The sequence below is a fragment of the Pseudonocardia kongjuensis genome (assembly GCF_039526905.1).
Classification (GTDB): Bacteria; Actinomycetota; Actinomycetes; order Mycobacteriales; family Pseudonocardiaceae; genus Pseudonocardia; species Pseudonocardia kongjuensis.
This window is the reverse complement of record NZ_BAAAJK010000001.1, coordinates 41142-58527: the sequence shown is the minus strand read 5'-3', so window position 1 is coordinate 58527 and position 17386 is coordinate 41142. Positions and strand designations below refer to the sequence as shown.

The following is a 17386-nucleotide window of genomic DNA, read 5'->3' as shown; positions in this document are numbered from 1 at the left end:
CCTCATGGCGTGCCGGGCTCCCGGCCGGCCACGACCACCCGGAGCGGGCCGAACCCGTTGAACCCGACGGAGGCGTAGCTGGAGGTGTACGCCCCGGTGCCGAGCAGGTCCAGCACGTCGCCCGCGGCCAGGTCCATCGGCAGCGCGACCGGGGTCCGCCGGTAGATCACGTCGTCGCCGTCGCAGGTCGGCCCGGCCAGCACGGCCGGTCCCGGCGGCCCGGAGCGGTCCGGCGCCCGGACCGGGTAGGCGAGCGCCTCCCCCTCGGTCTCGGCGAGCCCCTGGTAGCGGCCGACGTCGAGATAGACCCAGCGGCGGTGGTCGACGCCCGGCCGCCGGGACACCCGCAGCACGGTCGTCCGCAGCACCCCGGCCGGTGCCGCCAGCGCCCGGCCGGGCTCCAGCAGCAGGGTGACGTCGTCGACCCGGCCCGCGGCGACCGCGGCGGCCACCGCGGCGCGGACCGCCGCGGCGAACACCTCCGGGCCGGGGACCGCGGACCGGTAGGCGACCGGCCAGCCGCCGCCCAGGTCCAGCTCGGGACGGCGCAGCCCGGCCCGCCCGGCGACGGTCAGCGCCGTCCCGATCGCGTGCGCGTAGGTCTGCGGCCGGGTCTGCTGGGACCCGGCGTGGAAGGTGACCCCGGCGGCCACCAGCCCCCGCTCGCGGATCCGGTGCAGCAGCGCGACGGCCTCGCCGGGGAGCGCCCCGAACTTGCCGTGGAACGGCGTCGCCGATCCGCTGTCGTCGACGATCAGCCGGACCTGCACCCGGGCGCCGGGCACCTCGGCGGCGAGCGCGTCGACGTCCTCGGCGCTGTCGGTGACGAACCGGCGGATCCCGGCGGCGGCGGCGCGGGCCGCCGCGCCGGGGCCGCGGACCGGGTTGCCGTGCTGCAGGACCGCCGGATCGGCGCCGGCGGCCAGGCACAGCTCGATCTCCTGCTGGGAGGCGACGTCGAAGCCGGCTCCCTCGGCGACCAGCGCGCGCAGCACGGCGGGCTCCGGGCACGCCTTGACCGCGTAGAGGATCGCGGCGTCGCCGAACGCGGCGCGCAGCGTGCGGAGGCGGTCCCGCGCGACGGCGGGATCCAGCGCGAGGTACGGCGTCGGATGGTGCCCGGCGAGCACCGTCTGCAGTCCGGGTGAGAGCACGCCGTGATGCTGCCCCACCGTAGGTTGGGACCCGTGACCGCACCGAAGCAGCAGCGCCGCGCCCGGAAGATCGCGATGTCCCCGGAGGAGGTCACCGCGTTCCTGCAGGAGCAGCGGACCTGCCGGGTGGCGACGAACGGCACGAACGGGCCGCACGCCACCCCGCTCTGGTACCTGTGGGACGGCGATGCGCTGTGGCTGACGTCGCTGTCGAGGTCCCAGCGCTGGACCGACCTGATGGCCGATCCGCGGATCGCGGCCGTCGTCGACGCCGGGCACGACTACGGCGAGCTGCGCGGCGTGGAGCTGCGCGGCTCGGTCGAGGTGGTCGGCGAGGTGCCGCGCACCGGCGAGCCGCATCCGGAGCTGGAGCGGGTGGAGCAGGCGTTCGCCGACCGCTACACCGGCGGCCACGTCGTGGTCGACGGCCGGCACGCCTGGCTCCGGCTCCGCCCGGAGAAGATCACCAGCTGGGACTTCCGCAAGCTCGGGACGGCCTGACCCGGGTCAGGGCCGCCCGGTCACCAGCGGCCACAGGCCGTCGGCGCCCGCCTGCAGGGCCAGCTCGCCGACCCGGTCGTTCCACCGGGACTCGTTGCCGTCCTCGTCCCGCCAGGCCCACAGCCGGGTGGTGACCAGCCGCAGGTCGTGCTCGCGGGTGAAGCCGATCGCGCCGTGCACCTGGTGCGCGATCCGGGCGACGGCGGTCGCCGCCTCCCCGCAGCGGGCCTTGGCGGCGGCGACCGCGAACTCCGTCGCCGGGTCGCCGAAGCCTGCGGTCCGCGCGGTCCGGGCCGCCGCGGCGGAGGCGGCCGCGGCCGCGGCGACCTCCGAGCCCGCCTCGGCGAGCATCTGCTGGACCGCCTGGAAGCGCGCGATCGGGCGGCCGAACTGCTGCCGCTCCCCCGCGTAGCCGATCGACCGGGCCAGCGCCCCGCGGGCCGCCCCGGCCAGCAGCAGCGACCGGCCGAGCGCGGCCCGCAGCTCCAGCTCGGCGGCCGCACCGGCCGGCGCGGCCGCGGCGGCGACCGGCGTGACGCCGGTGAAGCGCAGCGTGTCCCGGGGCTCCTCGGCGACGTTGGCGCCCTCGGTGACGGCGGCGCCCGCGGTGTCGAGCACCAGCACCCGATCGCCGTCGAGCACCACGACGGCGGCCAGCGAGCGGCCCCACGGCACCCGGCGCAGCTCCACGGACACGGTGTCCGCGTCGCCCCCGGTGACGCCTGCGGTGACCGCGGCCAGCGGCCCGTCCGGCACGGCCAGCCCGGCGGCCCGGGCCAGCCAGCCGCCGAGCAGGTCGGTCTCGGCGAGCGGGACCCGGGCCGCCCAGGCGCCGGCCGCCTCCAGCAGCACCGCCGAGTCCTCCAGGGTGCCGCCGACCTCGGGATCGGTGAGGGTGGTCAGCCCGGACTCGGCGCAGGCCTTCCAGGCGGCGGCGTCCAGACCGGTCGCGTCCTTGTCGTAGGACGCGGCGAAGATCGACTCGGCGAGCTCGGCCAGCTCGGTGTTGCGGGCCATCAGCGCAGTCCCATCCCCCGCGCGACGATGCCGCGCAGGACCTCGTTGGTACCGCCGCGCAGCGTGAAGCCGGGGGCGTGCAGCACGGCGTCGGCGAGCAGCCGGGCGAACCCGCTCTCCGCGCCCGGGTCCGGCGGGATGTCCACCAGCAGCCGGGCGGCGTCGACGATCTCGTTCTCGAAGCGGGTGCCGAGGTCCTTCACCAGGGCGGCGGCCAGCTCCGGCGCGGCGCCGGACTCCAGCGCCCCGGCGACGGCCAGCGACATCCCGCGCAGCGTCCACACCCGGGAGACCAGCGAGCCGATCCGGCGCCGGGTGCCCGGGTCCACCGCGCCGCCCGCGGTCAGCTCGCCGACCAGCGCGGCGAGCAGCGGATAGGTCGACAGGAACCGCTCCGGGCCGGACCGCTCGAACGCGAGCTCGCCGGTCACCTGGGCCCAGCCGTTGCCCAGCTCGCCGAACACCCGCGAGTCCGGGATGAAGACCTTGTCGAAGACGACCTCGTTGAAGTGGTGCGCGCCGGTGAGCAGCGGGATCGGCCGGATCTCGACGCCCGGCCGGTCCAGCTCGACGAGGAACTGGGACAGCCCGGCGTGCCGGTGCGCGTCGTCCCGGGGCTCGGTGCGGACCAGCGCGAAGAAGGCGTGCGCGTGGTGCGCGCCGGAGGTCCACACCTTCGTGCCGGACAGCTCCCAGCCGCCGTCCACCCGGGTCGCCCGGGTGCGCACCGACGCCAGGTCCGACCCGGAGTCCGGTTCGGACATCCCGATCCCGAAGTAGATCTCGCCGCGGGCGATGCCGGGCAGGAACGCCCGGCGCTGCTCCTCGGTGCCGTGCCGCAGCAGCGACGGCCCGATCTGCCGGTCGGCGATCCAGTGCGCGGCGACCGGCGCGCCGGCGGCCAGCAGCTCCTCGGTGACCACGTAGCGCTCCAGCGCGCCGCGGCCGTGCCCGCCGTACTCCGGCGGGATGGTCATCCCCAGCCAGCCGCGCTCACCCAGCCGTCGCGAGAATCCCTCGTCCCAGCCGGAGAGCCACACGTCGGCCCGCGGGGTCCACGCCCCGGCCGCCCGCTCGGCGGCCAGGAACTCCCGGACCTCGGCCCGCAGCTCCGCCAGGCTCTCCGGTAGGTCGACCGGTTCGGGGACGAGTTCGGGTAACCGGGTCAGCGTCGTCGATGCTCCTGCCACCGGATCATCATGGCCCTCCGGCCATCCCGCCGCGCCTGTCTATGGGGCGGCTCACCGGGGTACGTTGCGGCCATGACCACCAATGCTGACGAGCGCAAGGTCCTGGAGGCCGTCCCGACCGGGCTCTTCATCGGCGGGGCGTGGCGACCGGCGGAGAACGGGGCCACCACGACGGTCGAGGACCCGGCCACCGGCGAGGTGCTCACCGAGGTCGCCGACGCCTCCCCGGCCGACGGGATGGACGCACTCGCGGCCGCGCACGCCGCGCAGCCCGGGATCGCCGCGCTCCCGCCGCGGCAGCGCAGCGAGATCCTCTACCGCGCCTACCAGCTGCTGCACGAGCGGGTCGACGACCTGGCCATGCTGATGACGCTGGAGATGGGCAAGCCGCTCGCCGAGGCGAAGGGCGAGGTGGTCTACGCCTCGGAGTTCCTGCGCTGGTTCGCCGAGGAGGCCGTCCGGATCGACGGCGGCTACCAGGTCGCGCCGAACGGGCAGACCCGGTTCCTGACGATCCGCCAGCCGGTCGGTGTGTGCGTGTTCGTGACGCCGTGGAACTTCCCGCTCGCGATGGGCACCCGCAAGATCGCACCGGCGATCGCCGCCGGCTGCGCGTCGGTCATCAAGCCCGCGCCGCAGACGCCGCTGACCATGCTGGCGTTCGCCCAGGTGCTCGCCGACGCCGGGCTGCCCGGCGGTGCGCTGAACGTCATCAACGCGACCGACGCCGGCGCGGTGATCGAGCCGATCATCCGGGACGGGCGGGCCCGCAAGATCTCCTTCACCGGCTCGACGCCGGTCGGGAAGAAGCTTCTGGAGCAGGCCGCGGACAAGGTGCTGCGCAGCTCGCTGGAGCTCGGCGGGAACGCGTCGTTCATCGTGCTCGACGACGCCGACGTGGACGCCGCGATCGAGGGCGCGATGGTCGCCAAGATGCGGAACATGGGCGAGGCGTGCACCGCCGCGAACCGCTTCTACGTGCAGCGCGGCGTCGTCGAGGAGTTCACCGCGAAGCTGGCCGAGCGGATGGGCGCGCTGAAGGTCGGCCGGGGCACCGAGGAGGGCGTGAACGTCGGCCCGCTGATCGACGCCAAGGGCCGGGACAAGGTCACCGACCTGGTCGCCGACGCGGTCGCGAACGGCGCGAGCATCGCCATCGGCGGCACCGCGCACGACGGCCCGGGCTACTTCTACCCGCCGACCGTGCTCACCGACGTCCCGGCGGACTCCCGGCTCAACCACGAGGAGATCTTCGGGCCGGTCGCGCCGATCACCGTGGTGGACAGCGAGACCGAGGCGCTCGACGCGGCCAACGCGACCGAGTTCGGCCTGGTCAACTACGTCTACACCCGGGACCTGAACCGGGCGCTGCGGATCGCCGAGAACCTGGAGAGCGGCATGATCGGGCTGAACACCGGGCTGGTGTCGAACCCGGCCGCCCCGTTCGGCGGGGTGAAGCAGTCCGGGCTGGGCCGCGAGGGCGGCAACGTCGGGATCGACGAGTTCCTGGAGACCAAGTACGTTGCGATCGGCTTCAGCGGCTGACCGGTCCGTACCGACGACGCGGGGCCCGGTGCCGATCGGCACCGGGCCCCGCGTCGTCGGTGGTCAGGGTGCGGGCGGCGGGTCCACCGGGGCCGGATCGACCGGGTCCGCCGGGGCCGGGGCCGCCGGATCGACCGGGGCCTCGCCCGGCCCCGCCCCGCCGGTCGCCGCGTCCGCCGGCGCGGTCAGCTCGGCCTCCCCGTTGACCAGCAGGTCGATCAGCGTCACGCCGCCGTTGAGGCCCAGCAGCACGACCAGCACGACCACCGACCCGGCCACCGCCGCGGTCAGGCCGCGCTGCGCGGACCCGGCCGTGGTCAACCGGCCGCGGTTGGTCTCGACCACCCAGGCGCGCGCGGCGAACAGGGCCAGCATCACGCCGAACGCGATCCAGGTCAGGACGAATCCGTTCACGGTGCGGGCACCTCCTCCGCGCCCGGTGCGGGCGCCGGTGCGGGCGCGGGGGCGCCCGGCAGCGGGGCCGGCTCGTTCCGGACCAGGATCGCGTTGAAGCCGTTCTCGTAGGTCGCGCGGTACTGGCCGGACGCGATCAGCTGCTCGCGGATCGCCAGCGTCCAGCCCTCCGGCTCCTCGTTCAGCACGGTGCCCTGCTTCTCGATCGACTGGTAGAACAGCAGCGTGTCCGGCTGCACCAGGTCGATGCAGCGGAACGGATCGGCGGCCAGGATCGCGCAGCCGTCCCCGCCGGAGGCCATGTTGTTGTGCTCCCCGACGCCCTCCACCGCGTACGGGCCGACCGTCGACAGCGGTTGCACCGTCGAGCCGGGTGCCGCCTCGGCGTAGGCCTGCCGGGTCATCTGGACGTCCTCGGTGGTGACGTCGAGATAGGCGTCGTTGCCGCCGCGGATCAGGATCAGCAGCGGGAACAGCAGCACCATGCCCGCCGCGAGCGCGTACTCGCGCCTGCGGTCCACCCTGGCGAACGCGCGCAGCGCGTCCACCGACAGGATCGTCAGGATCGGCAGGCCGTAGAGGATGACCCGGAACAGCAGCTCGCCGCCGTAGCTCTGCACGACGGCCATCGCCATCGGGATGCCGGCCAGCGCGATCGGCACCAGGTCGCGGCGCCGCTTCCAGTACACCCAGGCACCGGCGATCGCGAGCAGCCAGGTCAGGCCCGGCATGATCGCGCGCAGCAGCTTGACCGCCAGCTGGCCCTGGTCACCCTGCAGCCGCTCGAAGAAGCCGGCCTCGATCGCGCCGGCGTCGCCGGACGCACCGGTGATCATCGTGATCTGGGTGAGCCAGAAGTCCCGGGCGGAGATCAGCACGAACACGATCACCGCGAACGTCGCGACGAGCACCAGGCCGCGGCCGCGGAACCGGCCGACGATCGCGAGCACCACCAGCTGGCCGATGATCGCGAACGGGGTGAGCTGGTGCGTCGGGGCCAGCGCGATCAGGCACAGCGACGCGCAGAAGTAGATCAGCAGCAGCTGCCGGGCGGGCAGCGTCGGCGCGTTCGGCGGCGTCATCGCGCTGATCAGCCAGCGCCGCCACCGGGGCAGCGGGGTCGCCCCCCGGTGCGGCCGTGGCCAGGGCGTCGTGCCCGCGTTGTCGACCCGGCGGGTCGCCAGCGGGCCGAGCGCGAAGGTCAGCACGGTCAGCAGCAGCACGATCGCGGTGGCCTGCGGCGAGAAGTAGTCCTGCTCGATCCAGTTCAGCCCGACGAACAGCCAGGCCGCGACCCACGGCGCGCGGGTGCCGCCGAGCATCGAGCGGGCGAGCGCGTAGACGCCGATCGCCCACACCGCGACGACCGCCGGCGGGTACCAGCGCAGGATGACGTCGAGCTGGTCGGCGCCCGCGGCGTCCCGGAACCAGGCCCACTGGGCGAAGAACGCGGGCCAGTAGAACCGGGCGTCCACGCCGGTCGGCGGCACGCCGTTGCCGGCGACCGCGTCGACGAAGCCGGAGATCAGCCAGGCGGTGGTGAACCGGGCCTGCGGCTGCACGACCGACGGCATCCCGGTCGTGCACAGGATGAGCACGGCGGTGGCCGCGCCGAGCATCGGGATCCGCGGCCGGGGCGACCACAGCTCGACCACACAGCAGGCCACCGCCAGCACGACGGCGACCCAGCCGAACGGGCTGAGCACCGCGGCCAGGCCCCAGCCGTCCATGTCGGAGAGGTCGGTGGTCGCCGCGGCCAGCGGCAGCATCAGCACCGCGAGGATCGCGAGCACCGGTGCGCCCCACACCCACAGCGGCGACAGCGGCTCCGACGGGCCGGGCGCCGGGGGCGGCGGGGGCGGCGGGCCGTCGCCGGCGGGGCGCGGGACCGGCCCGTGGACCGCCGTCGTCGGCGAGTCGGGTCCGGGTGCGCGCAGGTACTGGGTCCGCTCGCTCGGGCTCGCCTCGGCGGACCGGGCCGACGCGGCCACGGTCGCCTCGGCTCCGGCGCCCCGGGACCGGGCCGACGGGTCGGGTTCGCCCGTCCGGCGGGTCTCCGACGTCACGACTTCACCTCCGAGGTGCTCCGGCGGTTCCACGCCGGGACGAATCTGAGCGCGAGGGCGCACAGCAGCTGCGCACCGACGTATCCCAGGACCATCGGCAGCATCATCATGCTGACGGATACGGTGCCCGCTTCGGGAAGCGGGACCAGTCCGGCGAACACGACGACCATGCCGGTGTTCAAGAGCTGGATCTTCGCGTAGCCCATGCCGTCGCCGTCGGCCTGCCTGCGGGCCAGCTCGAAGACGACGATCAGCCGGAACAGCAGGCCGACCATCAGCACGGCCAGCGCCGGGGCGCCCGCGGCGTAGCCCTCGCCGAGCAGCGAGAGCACCGGATAGCCGAGCGCGGCGCCGAGCCCGAGGACCGGGACGAACAGGATGATCATCCGGCGGCGGGCGAGCCGGGCGAACTCCTCGGCCCGGTGCGGCTCGCGGGCGGTCTGCACGGCCAGCGAGTTCGTGAAGAACGTCGCCGCCAGGTCGATCACGGTGACCGCCTGCCAGCAGATGAAGAAGACCGCGCCGACCTCGTTGCCCATCCGGATGTTCGCGAACAGCGGCACCTGGTTGTAGAGCAGGGCGTTGCCGCACTGGGCGAGCGCGGTCGGCGCGAGGAAGGCGATCGCCTCGGCCCGGCTCGGGACGATCCCCGGCCCGCCGGCCGCGGCGAAGCGCCGGGTCATGTACCAGAGCATCGCGGTGCCGGCGGCCACCCACAGCACCACCGGGATCGCCCAGGACAGCACCATCGCCTGCGAGTGCAGCGAGGCGCCGAGGGCGAGCAGCAGCACGATCCGGACGACCGCGAAGGTGCCGTTGCGCCAGACCGCGACCCACGGTTTCCCGATCGCGACCATCACGAAGTCGTGTACGACGAACACGCCCCAGCCGGCGCAGGTGAGCACCAGCACGAGCAGGCCGAGCCCGATGCTGCCGCCGCCGGCGGTCTCCGCGATCCGCGGCACGATCACGCCGTAGACCAGGCCGATCAGCCCGGACAGCGGCATGATCAGCAGCAGCGCGCCGAAGGTCAGCCGGACCGACTTGCGCCCGGCGCCGGGCAGCCAGCGCATCAGGCCCAGGCCCAGGTTGAGCTGGGCGATCCCGCCGATCAGCTGGAACGCGGAGACGAACTCCGACGCCCGGCCGACCTCGGCCTGCGGCATGATCCGGGCCGCGATCAGCACGCCGAGCAGGCCGGCGACCGAGCCGAACGCCGAGCACAGGGTCAGCGCGATGCCGTCGCCGATGCCGCCGTTGCGGGAGTGGCCGCCGGGGCCGTCACCGTCCCCGTCCCCGTCGTCGCCCGGGCCGCCGGTGCGGTCGGTGGGCGGCGGGGGCGGGTTCTCCCCCGGGCCGCGCAGGCCGACCACCGGCAGGTACTCGGTGCGCTGCTCGGCGAGCTGGCGGGAGCGCACGCGGGCGTGCGCGATCTCCAGCCGCTGGGTGGGCGCGTCCGGCCCGGTGTCCGGTCCCGGCGGCGCGCCGGCCCCGGGACCGCGGTCGGCGTGCCGGCCGGTGGGCGGTACTGCCGGAGGCGGTGCTGCCGAGGGGGGCGCCGGGGGCAGGGCGGCCGTCGCCGGGTCGGCGTAGGGATCGCGGGTGTCGACACCGGACCGGGTACGACGGGCGGGCAGCGCCCGGGTCCCGTCGCCGTCCGGCGCCTGCGGGCCGGGGGGCTGGCCGGGACCGGGGGCGCCCGCACCGCGGCGGGAGCGCGCCGGCCCGACCTGGCTCACTGTGCGACCACCGCGTGCCGGAGCAGGAACGGGACGCTGATCAGGGTGACGATGAACAGGGCGACGCCGGGGTACCAGAGCCCGAGGCTCACCATGAGCTGGCCGCCGATCAGGGTGACCGCGGTGCCGACGCCGAGGGTGAGCAGCCACACGTGTGCCGCGGGGGCCCGGCGGAGGAAGCCCGCGGCGGCCCAGCCGGGGCCGAGCAGCAGGAAACCGATGGTGACGAGCAGCCGGAACTCGCCGAGCGCGCCCCCGCTGACGTCCAGCAGGTTCAGCACGCACGCGACGACGCCGGCCAGCACCAGCAGGATCGCCACGTAACGACGCGCGGTCCTGGCCCGGGTCAGCTCTGCTGCGGACGGCACGCTCACCGCGGTACTCCCCTTCTTCCGATCACCGGCGCCCGTCCGATCGGACGGGCGCCGGTGGCTGTCTCGGCGACCCCGGGGGTCGCGGTGGGTCGGTCAGGACGCCTCTTCACCCCATGCGTACCGCACGCCGACCTGGTCGGGACGCCCGGTCCCGTCCTGGGCGGACGCGGTCGCGGCACGGGGGGACGCGGCGGCGGCGCCTGCGCTCCCGACCTCCTGACCACGGCGGTCGTGCCCGGCGGACTGCGGGGCCTGCTGCGGCCGGTACGGCGGCACGGCCGGCACGTCCCCCGCCGGACGGCGCGGAGCCGGGCGCGGACGCTCCGCCGGAGCGGTGGACGGGCCGCTGCCGGAGACGGACGGTGCCGGGTTGATCCCGCCCGTCCGGTTCACCGGGAGGGTGCCGCGGTCCGCGCCGGGCGCCACGACGGCGGCCGGGGCCGGCGCGGTGGCCCGGTCCTCCCGGGAGGCCCGGCGGCGCTCGGCGGCCAGCGTGCGCAGCACCCGGGTGCCGTCGGCGAAGGTCCGCAGGTTCGTCTCGCCGAACATCCGCTCCCGCTCCACCGAGGGGACCTCGGTGATGCTGAAGCCGGCCGCGGCGACCCGGCAGTTGAGGACGGTCTCGATCTCGAACCCGTCGCCCCAGTACATCCCGCCGTCCGGGTGCGGCGGCATGTCCACCGCGGGCAGGTCGAGCACCGGCAGGATGTCCGCCCAGAACGCGTTGTAGCCGTAGCAGAGGTCGGTGTAGCGGGTGCCGAACAGCGTGTTCGCGACCAGGTTCAGCCCGGCGTTGCCGCTCTTGCGCAGCAGCGTGATGTCGTCGCTGCCGCCGCCCTTGGTGAAGCGGCTGCCCTTGGCGAAGTCGGCCCCCTCGACCAGCGCCCGGACGAACCGCGGGATCTCCTGGGGATCGGCCGAGCCGTCGGCGTCGAACATGACCACGACGTCGCCGGTCGCGGCGGCGAACCCGCAGGCCATCGCGTTGCCCTTGCCCTTGCGGGTCTGGCGCACGATGCGCACGCCGGGCAGCACGCGCTGCGCGGTCTCGACGGTGCCGTCCTTCGAGTTGCCGTCGACGACGATCACCTCGTGCACGGCGGGCCGCACCGCGGCGATGGCCGGCAGCACGACCTCCAGGTTGCGGGCCTCGTTGCGGGTCGGCACGATCACCGACACTCTCGGTTCACCCGGACGGCGTGGTCCGTGGTCAGGGCGCTGGTTCACCGGTCTCTCCCCCGAATCGATCGGTAGTGGGCGCACGCGGATGGCGAGCTTGCTCTCTGTGCCCGACGGCGACGACGGCGCCGGAACCTGTCGCCCCCACAACGGGGGGCATACGGCTTATCTCCGCCGCCGACGCTCGCGTTACGTGACCTCGACCGCATCGGGTATCACCCGGGCGGAGCAACCCCTTGCTGGTAACGCCGGTTCCGCAGCTGCGGGACCACGCGAGCACGCCCCGAATACTACGGACGGTGCACCGTTCGGTGGGCCGCGGGACCGCCCGAACAGCCCCTGGGCGGGCGGCACGCACCGAATTTCCGACGAGCGGCGAGCCGATCACGACGAACGGAGGAATCCTGGATCGACCTTCGTCCACCGGTCCCGGCCGCCCGGACCGCGGGCGGGTGTCCGGCCGCCGCCGGGGAGCCCCGGGAGCGGGAGGGGTAGCGTCACGTGCCGCCCGCACGACACTCCCGACCCCACGAGGTACCCGATGAGGCCCGGCGGCTTCCTGCCCAGCGTGTCCGTCTGCATCCCGGTCTACAACGGCGAGGCGTTCCTGGCGGAGACCATCCGCAGCATCCTGGAGCAGACGCTGGGGGACTTCGAGCTGGTCGTCCTCGACAACAACAGCACCGACGCGACCTGGCAGATCGCCACGTCGTTCCGGGACCGGCGGATCCGGGTCGAGCACAACCGGGAGACGCTGCCGCAGGGCGACAACTGGAACCGCGCCGTGCACCTGTGCCGGGCGCCGCTGGTGAAGCTGGTGTGCGCCGACGACCTGCTGCACCCGCGCTGCCTGGAGCTCCAGGTGCCGCCGATGCGCGACGACCCCTCGCTGGCCGTGGTCGCCGCGCGCCGGCACATGATCGACGAGCAGAGCCGGGTGCTGGTGCCGCGGCGCGGTCTCGGCGGCGGGCTGGTCGGCCTGCACTCGGGCAGCGAGGTCGCCCGCCGGGTGATCCGCAACGGGGCGAACCCGATCGGCGAGCCGGGCAACGTGCTGTTCCGCCGCGAGCAGTTCGTGACGGCCGGCGGCTGGCGCGGCGACCGCCGGTTCATCATGGACCTCGATCTCTGGATGCGGCTGCTGCAGTACGGCGACTTCCTCGGCCTGCCGGAGACCCTGGCCGCGTTCCGGATCTCCCGCGGCTCGGTCTCGGCCGAGTTCGAGCAGCAGATCTCCGACGAGCAGCAGCTGCTGCTCGACGAGCTGGGCGGCTCCGGCGCGTTCGACGTGCGGCCGCTGGACGTGCGGATCGGCCGGCTGGCGCTGCCGCTGGGCCGGGCCCGCCGCAAGGCCCTGTTCAAGGTCTCCCGGATCGCCGCCCGCAAGGACGACCGGGTGCTGGCCGAGCAGCAGGAGGCGCACGAGGCGGAGGCCCGCTAGGACCCGCCGGTCGCCGCGCGACGACCGAGGGGCCGTGGCCCGGTGCGTGTGCACCGGACCACGGCCCCTCGTCGTCGGACGGGAACGGACTGCTCAGCCGCGCTGCTCCTGGGAGCCGTTCGGCAGCGGCGTGCTGTCCAGGCCGGGCACCTCACGCGAGCTCTCCAGCTGCGCGGGCGCCGAGCCGCCGCCGTTGCCACCGGCCGGGGTGCGGTCCCCCACCGGCGGCACCTCCTTCTGCGCGGCCGCGGTGGCCTCGGCGACCTGGCGGGCGATCTCCGGGTCGGTGGAGGTGTCGAACCAGTCCTTCAGCGCCTCGTCGTCGTCGGCCGGCCGGGAGACCGTGCCGTCGTCGGGGCTGGGGGTGAACCGGTAGACGCCGTCCTCCCCGGGGGCACCGAGCATCCGGGTGAAGCCCTCCAGGGCCTTCCCGAAGTCCGAGGGCACCACCCAGAGCTTGCTGGCGTCGCCCTTGGCCATCTCGGGCAGCGTCTGCAGGTACTCGTAGGCGAGCAGCTCGGGCGTCGGGCGCCCGGCCTTGATCGCGGCGAACTTCTTCTCGATCGCCTTCGACTCGCCCTGCGCCTCGAGGTACAGCGCGGCCCGGCGACCCTGCGCGCGCAGGATCTCGGACTGCCGCTCGGCCTCGGCGGAGAGGATGGCCGCCTGCTTGGCGCCCTCCGCGGTGAGGATCTGCGACTGCTTGTTGCCCTCGGCGCTGCGGATGGCCGACTCGCGCTGGCCCTCCGCGGTGAGGATCATGGCCCGCTTCTCGCGGTCCGCCTTCATCTGCTGTTCCATCGAGTTCTGGATCGACGGCGGCGGGTCGATCGCCTTGATCTCGACCCGGGCGACCCGGATGCCCCAGCGCTCGGTGGCCTCGTCCAGCTCCCCGCGCAGCGCCGTGTTGATCCGGTCCCGCGAGGTCAGCGTCTGCTCCAGGGTCATCCCGCCGACGACGTTGCGCAGCGTCGTGGTGGTGATCTGCTCCACGCCCGCGATGTAGTTCGCGATCTCGTAGACCGCCGCCTTGGCGTCGTTGACCTTGAAGTAGACGACCGTGTCGATGTTGACCGTCAGGTTGTCCTGCGTGATGACCGGCTGCGGCGGGAAGGACACGACCTGCTCACGCAGGTCCACCCGCTCCCGGGTCCGGTCGACGAACGGCACGAGGATCGCCGGGCCACCCTCGCGGGTGCTGTGGTAGCGCCCGAGTCGCTCGATGATGTACGCCCACTCCTGCGGGACGATGACGATCGACTTCACGACGACGGTCACGACCAGCACCAGCAGTACTGCTGCGATGATCAAACCGGCATCCATCCGGTCTCCCCTCGATGCGCGCCGGAGAACCGGCGCTCATGTCCGCCCCGGAGTCCCCGGGGCTGCTCGCCGGTGCCCTTCCGCCGTGCGGCGGTTCAGGGCTCCGGCAGTTCGTCCCGGCCGGTGACGAGCACCGCCGCGCCGGTGACCTGCAGGACGGTGACGCTGGCGCCGGCCTCGATGACCTCGTGGCCGTCGAAGGAGCGGGCCGACCAGAGTTCCTTGCCGATCCGCACCTGGCCACGCTGACCGTCCACCCGTTCGACGACCTGGGCCGCCGATCCGATGAACCGGTCCTGGTGGCTCTCCAGGGTGCCCATCCGTTCCTGCAGTTTCCGCTTCGCGGCCGGTCGCACGGCCAGTAACAACAGCACGGACACGATCGCGAACACGCCTGCGCTCCCGACCGCGCCCAGTCCGAGCGCGGCACCTCCGGCCGCGGCGAGCGCGCCTCCGCCGAGCATCACCAGGAACAGCTCGCCGGACACGAACTCGGCCCCGACCAGTACCGCCCCGATGAGCAGCCAGATCAGTGCCGTCATGCCCCCAGGGTGCCAGAACCGGACATACCGCGACGTCGATTCGCGCCGAACGCCGCCTGCGGTGGCCTGATCGTTATCGCACCGCAGGGTTTCGGCGGCGTTTCAGCCCTGGTCGTCCGGTTCCCCCGCCCCGGCGGCGGTGACGAAGTCGATCAGCCGCTCGACGGCGCCGATCATCGGCGTCTCGAGGTCGCGGTAGCTGCGGACGGCGCCGAGCACCCGGCGGGCGCCGTCGGCGGGTTCGCCCCAGCCGAGGCGGGCGCAGATCCCGGTCTTCCAGTCGGTGCCGCGCGGGATCGTCGGCCACTCCCGGATGCCGACCACCGAGGGCTTCACGGCCTGCCACACGTCGACGTAGGGATGGCCGGTGACCAGCACGTCGTGCTGCGCCCGCGGGGTCGCCCGGTAGGCGTCGCGGGCCTGCCGGGTCTCCTTGGAGCCGTCCACGAGGTGATCGACCAGGATGCCGAGGCGCCGGTGCGGCGCCGGATCGAACCCGCGGACGGCGGCGGCCAGGTCGTCGACGCCGTGCAGCGGTTCGACGACGATGCCCTCCACCCGCAGGTCGTGCCCCCACACGCGTTCCACCAGCTCGGCGTCGTGCAGGCCCTCGACCCAGATCCGGGCGGCCCGGGCGGTGCGCGCCGTCAGGTTCGCGACGTGCACCGAGCCGGACGCGGACAGCGTGCGCCCGGCCGGCCGGGCGGCGGGCCGGACCAGGGTGGCCGGTGCGCCCTCGTGCAGGAACGCGGCCGGGCGGAGCGGGAACACCCGGCGCCCGCCGAACCGGTCCTCCAGGGTCACCTCGGAGCCGGTGATCGAGACCACCGCGCCGCAGAACCCGCTCGCCGGGTCCTCCACGACGAGCCCCGGCTCGGCCGGCACCTCGGGGACCTGCCTGCGTCGGACGGTCCGGGTGCCGGCGGCGTCGAACATGCCGCGGTAGTCGTGGGTCCGGCTCATGGGTCGAGTATCGGACGGCCGCCCGCGGTGACCGGGGCGCGACACGCCCACCCGGCCGTGGTGACACCGTGCAGGCGGCGCGACACGCAGCGTCACCCACGTGCCGGGGTGTGCGGACGGTGATCGACGGTTAGCCTGACCGCCGTGTCCTGTGCCTCCGCGACCCTGGCCGTGTGGGCCTCGGCCTGGCTGGCCGGGGCCGCGGCCCCCGATGACGTCCTCGACGCGCTCGCCCCGTGGTCCGACGCGCACGACGTGCTGGCCGCCGACTCCGCGTCGTCCGCGCTCACCGGCCTGCCCGGGCCGGGTGAGCGGCCCACCTCGCTCGCGCTGCTGCTGGCCGCCGTGCGCCGTGGCGGGCCGCGCGGGCACGCCCGGCTGGTGCTCGCCGCGCCCGGGGACGTCCGCGGGCTGCCCGGTCCGGGTGGGTTCTCCCGGGAGGCGACGACCACCGGTGAGGGTGTGCTGTTCGCCGACGCCGGCTTCGGCGTGGTCCCCTCGCCGATCGCCGACGGCGTGGTCCGCTGGACCGTCTACGCGGTGCCCGACAGCGGCCCGGTGCCCGAGTACGTCGCCCTGAACGAGGCCGAGCGCGAGCTGCGCGGGCAGGTCCGCAACGCCGCCGCGGCGATCGCCGATCTCGGTGTGGCCCGGCACCGCCCGGGGGTGCGCGAGGAGATCGCGGCGTCGCTGCGCCGGCGCCCGCGGGCGCTGTGGCCGGACGGCATGCCGCCGCAGGCGCTGCGGGTGCTGCAGCAGGCCGACGAGGTCGACGCGATCCTGTCCGCGGCCGCCGGCGACGATCCGGGCGGCGCGCTGTCGGCGTCCGCGGCGGTGGCCCGCTCGGACGCGCTGCGGCCGATCGCCACCGCGGTGCGGGTGGCCCGCCGGGCCGCGGTCGGCGAGGCGGTGCGGGTGCTCGTGTCGGTCCCGCGGACCTGAGCGGGCGGATCGCCCACCCGGCGTGCGCGGCCGGACCGGTGCCGGACGAACGCGACACTCACCCGGTGCCCAGGTTCTCCAGCAGGGCACGGGCCGCGGGGCCGGCCGGTCCCCCGGCGCGCCAGGCCAGGTGCAGCCGCGTGCGCACCTCGGGTTCCAGCGGCACCGCCACCGGCGGGCGGTCCAGCGCGAGCACCGCGGGTGCGCGCAGCGCCGGTTCGGGGACGATCGCGACCCCGGCACCCGACGCCGCCAGCCGCAGCAGCAGGTTCATCGACCCGGCCTCGAACGCCACCCGGGTGGCGGTCCCGTGTGCGGTCAGCGCCGTGTCGAGTGCGGCCCGCAGACCGTGTCCCGGTGGTAGGCAGATCAGCCGGCGCCCGGCCAGCCCGGCGAGCGGGAACACGTCGAGCCCGGCCGCGGTGTCGTCCGCGGCGACCGCCGCGACCAGCCGTTCCTCCATCAGTACCCGGCTCTCGATACCGCTCGGCGGATCACCCGGGAGCCCCAGCACGGCGACGTCGAGGCGGCCGGACCGCAGCTCGCCCAGCAGGTCGTCGGCGGTTCCCTCGCGCAGCGTCACGTCGACCCCGGGATGCGCGGTCGCGAACGCGCCGACCGGATCGGCGAGCACGGTGTCCGGCAGCGACGACGCCATCCCGACCGCCACCCGTCCGCGCACCAGCCCGCGCAGTGCCGCGATCGCGTCCCGGGCGCCGTCGGCGGCGGCCAGCGCGGCCCGGGCGTGCGGGAGCACCGCGAGCCCGGCCTCGGTCGGCACCACCGCGCGCGGGCCGCGTTCGAGCAACGTCTCCCCCAGCTCGCGTTCGAGCTGCCGCAGCTGCGCGCTGATCCCGGGCTGGGCGACGTGCAGCACCTCGGCCGCCGCCGTCACGGTCCCCTCGTCGACGACCGTGACGAGGTACCGGAGATGGCGAAGTTCCATAACCAGGAATGCTAGCTCGTAGCCGATCCAGCTCTTGGACTTATACTTTC

Annotated in this window: 16 protein-coding genes; 4 read left to right on the top strand and 12 right to left on the bottom strand. The window is 74.7% G+C overall.

The features are described from left to right. Window positions 1–2 precede the first annotated feature (2 nt). Window positions 3–1154 carry a type III PLP-dependent enzyme domain-containing protein gene (locus tag ABD160_RS00265; protein WP_344017439.1) on the bottom strand — a complete coding sequence of 384 codons (1152 nt, stop codon included), beginning with the start codon at window positions 1152–1154 and terminating at the stop codon, window positions 3–5. A gap of 33 nt (window positions 1155–1187) precedes the next feature. On the opposite strand from ABD160_RS00265, the gene ABD160_RS00260 reads away from it, so the two are divergent. Then, entirely contained in the window at window positions 1188–1655 is a 468-nt protein-coding gene (locus tag ABD160_RS00260; protein WP_344017438.1) for a pyridoxamine 5'-phosphate oxidase family protein, read from the top strand. 6 nt (window positions 1656–1661) lie between these two features. Here the strand turns inward: ABD160_RS00260 and ABD160_RS00255 are convergent, their stop codons facing one another. Both ABD160_RS00255 and ABD160_RS00250 read right to left on the bottom strand, forming a co-directional pair. Continuing rightward, window positions 1662–2672, bottom strand: coding sequence for an acyl-CoA dehydrogenase family protein (locus ABD160_RS00255; protein ID WP_344017437.1), 1011 nt, complete (start codon window positions 2670–2672; stop codon window positions 1662–1664). Continuing rightward, window positions 2672–3862: an acyl-CoA dehydrogenase family protein gene (locus ABD160_RS00250; protein WP_344017436.1), complete on the bottom strand. Its 1191-nt coding sequence runs from the start codon at window positions 3860–3862 to the stop codon at window positions 2672–2674. Before ABD160_RS00250 ends, ABD160_RS00255 begins: the two co-directional genes overlap by 1 nt. Window positions 3863–3934: 72 nt before the next feature. Between ABD160_RS00250 and ABD160_RS00245 the strand changes: the two genes are divergently transcribed. Then, window positions 3935–5407 carry an NAD-dependent succinate-semialdehyde dehydrogenase gene (locus ABD160_RS00245; RefSeq protein ID WP_344017435.1) on the top strand — a complete coding sequence of 491 codons (1473 nt, stop codon included), beginning with the start codon at window positions 3935–3937 and terminating at the stop codon, window positions 5405–5407. Between the two features lie 63 nt (window positions 5408–5470). On the opposite strand, the gene ABD160_RS00240 is transcribed toward ABD160_RS00245, so the two are convergent. The 5 genes from ABD160_RS00240 to ABD160_RS00220 form a co-directional block, all read right to left on the bottom strand. Continuing rightward, window positions 5471–5821 (bottom strand): hypothetical protein, encoded by a 351-nt coding sequence (locus ABD160_RS00240; protein WP_344017434.1) that lies wholly within the window; start codon window positions 5819–5821, stop codon window positions 5471–5473. Beyond that, window positions 5818–7887, bottom strand: coding sequence for a hypothetical protein (locus ABD160_RS00235; RefSeq protein ID WP_344017433.1), 2070 nt, complete (start codon window positions 7885–7887; stop codon window positions 5818–5820). Before ABD160_RS00235 ends, ABD160_RS00240 begins: the two co-directional genes overlap by 4 nt. Then, the gene (locus ABD160_RS00230) at window positions 7884–9626 is read right to left on the bottom strand and encodes a lipopolysaccharide biosynthesis protein (protein ID WP_344017432.1); all 1743 of its coding nucleotides are present in this window, start codon (window positions 9624–9626) and stop codon (window positions 7884–7886) included. Before ABD160_RS00230 ends, ABD160_RS00235 begins: the two co-directional genes overlap by 4 nt. Continuing rightward, the gene (locus ABD160_RS00225; RefSeq protein ID WP_344017431.1) at window positions 9623–10000 is read right to left on the bottom strand and encodes a hypothetical protein; all 378 of its coding nucleotides are present in this window, start codon (window positions 9998–10000) and stop codon (window positions 9623–9625) included. The genes ABD160_RS00230 and ABD160_RS00225 overlap by 4 nt, the downstream gene beginning before the upstream one ends. Before the next feature lie 93 nt (window positions 10001–10093). Continuing rightward, entirely contained in the window at window positions 10094–11173 is a 1080-nt protein-coding gene (locus tag ABD160_RS00220; RefSeq protein ID WP_344017430.1) for a glycosyltransferase family 2 protein, read from the bottom strand. A gap of 547 nt (window positions 11174–11720) precedes the next feature. On the opposite strand from ABD160_RS00220, the gene ABD160_RS00215 reads away from it, so the two are divergent. Continuing rightward, complete coding sequence (locus tag ABD160_RS00215) at window positions 11721–12620, top strand: glycosyltransferase family 2 protein (RefSeq protein WP_344017429.1); 900 nt, start codon at window positions 11721–11723, stop codon at window positions 12618–12620. Between the two features lie 93 nt (window positions 12621–12713). Here ABD160_RS00215 and ABD160_RS00210 read toward each other — a convergent pair whose 3' ends face one another. From ABD160_RS00210 to ABD160_RS00200, 3 genes are all read right to left on the bottom strand, one after another. Further along, a complete protein-coding gene (locus ABD160_RS00210) occupies window positions 12714–13943 on the bottom strand; it encodes an SPFH domain-containing protein (protein ID WP_344017428.1) in 1230 nt (409 codons plus the stop codon). A 95-nt stretch (window positions 13944–14038) separates the two neighbouring features. Then, window positions 14039–14485 (bottom strand): NfeD family protein, encoded by a 447-nt coding sequence (locus ABD160_RS00205; protein WP_344017427.1) that lies wholly within the window; start codon window positions 14483–14485, stop codon window positions 14039–14041. Between the two features lie 102 nt (window positions 14486–14587). After that, window positions 14588–15448, bottom strand: coding sequence for a DUF3097 domain-containing protein (locus ABD160_RS00200; protein ID WP_344017426.1), 861 nt, complete (start codon window positions 15446–15448; stop codon window positions 14588–14590). 144 nt (window positions 15449–15592) lie between these two features. Between ABD160_RS00200 and ABD160_RS00195 the strand changes: the two genes are divergently transcribed. Then, on the top strand, window positions 15593–16390 hold the full coding sequence (locus ABD160_RS00195; RefSeq protein WP_344017424.1) for a hypothetical protein: 798 nt from the start codon (window positions 15593–15595) through the stop codon (window positions 16388–16390). Window positions 16391–16448: 58 nt separating this feature from the next. Here ABD160_RS00195 and ABD160_RS00190 read toward each other — a convergent pair whose 3' ends face one another. Continuing rightward, window positions 16449–17336: a LysR family transcriptional regulator gene (locus tag ABD160_RS00190; RefSeq protein WP_344017423.1), complete on the bottom strand. Its 888-nt coding sequence runs from the start codon at window positions 17334–17336 to the stop codon at window positions 16449–16451. Window positions 17337–17386 lie beyond the last annotated feature (50 nt).

Coding starts and splice junctions, on each gene's coding strand:
- ABD160_RS00255 (WP_344017437.1), bottom strand. CDS start 2,672: ATGGCCCGCAACACCGAGCTGGCCGAGCTCGCCGAGTCGATCTTCGCC.
- ABD160_RS00245 (WP_344017435.1), top strand. CDS start 3,935: ATGACCACCAATGCTGACGAGCGCAAGGTCCTGGAGGCCGTCCCGACC.
- ABD160_RS00215 (WP_344017429.1), top strand. CDS start 11,721: ATGAGGCCCGGCGGCTTCCTGCCCAGCGTGTCCGTCTGCATCCCGGTC.
- ABD160_RS00210 (WP_344017428.1), bottom strand. CDS start 13,943: ATGGATGCCGGTTTGATCATCGCAGCAGTACTGCTGGTGCTGGTCGTG.
- ABD160_RS00205 (WP_344017427.1), bottom strand. CDS start 14,485: ATGACGGCACTGATCTGGCTGCTCATCGGGGCGGTACTGGTCGGGGCC.
- ABD160_RS00200 (WP_344017426.1), bottom strand. CDS start 15,448: ATGAGCCGGACCCACGACTACCGCGGCATGTTCGACGCCGCCGGCACC.
- ABD160_RS00190 (WP_344017423.1), bottom strand. CDS start 17,336: ATGGAACTTCGCCATCTCCGGTACCTCGTCACGGTCGTCGACGAGGGG.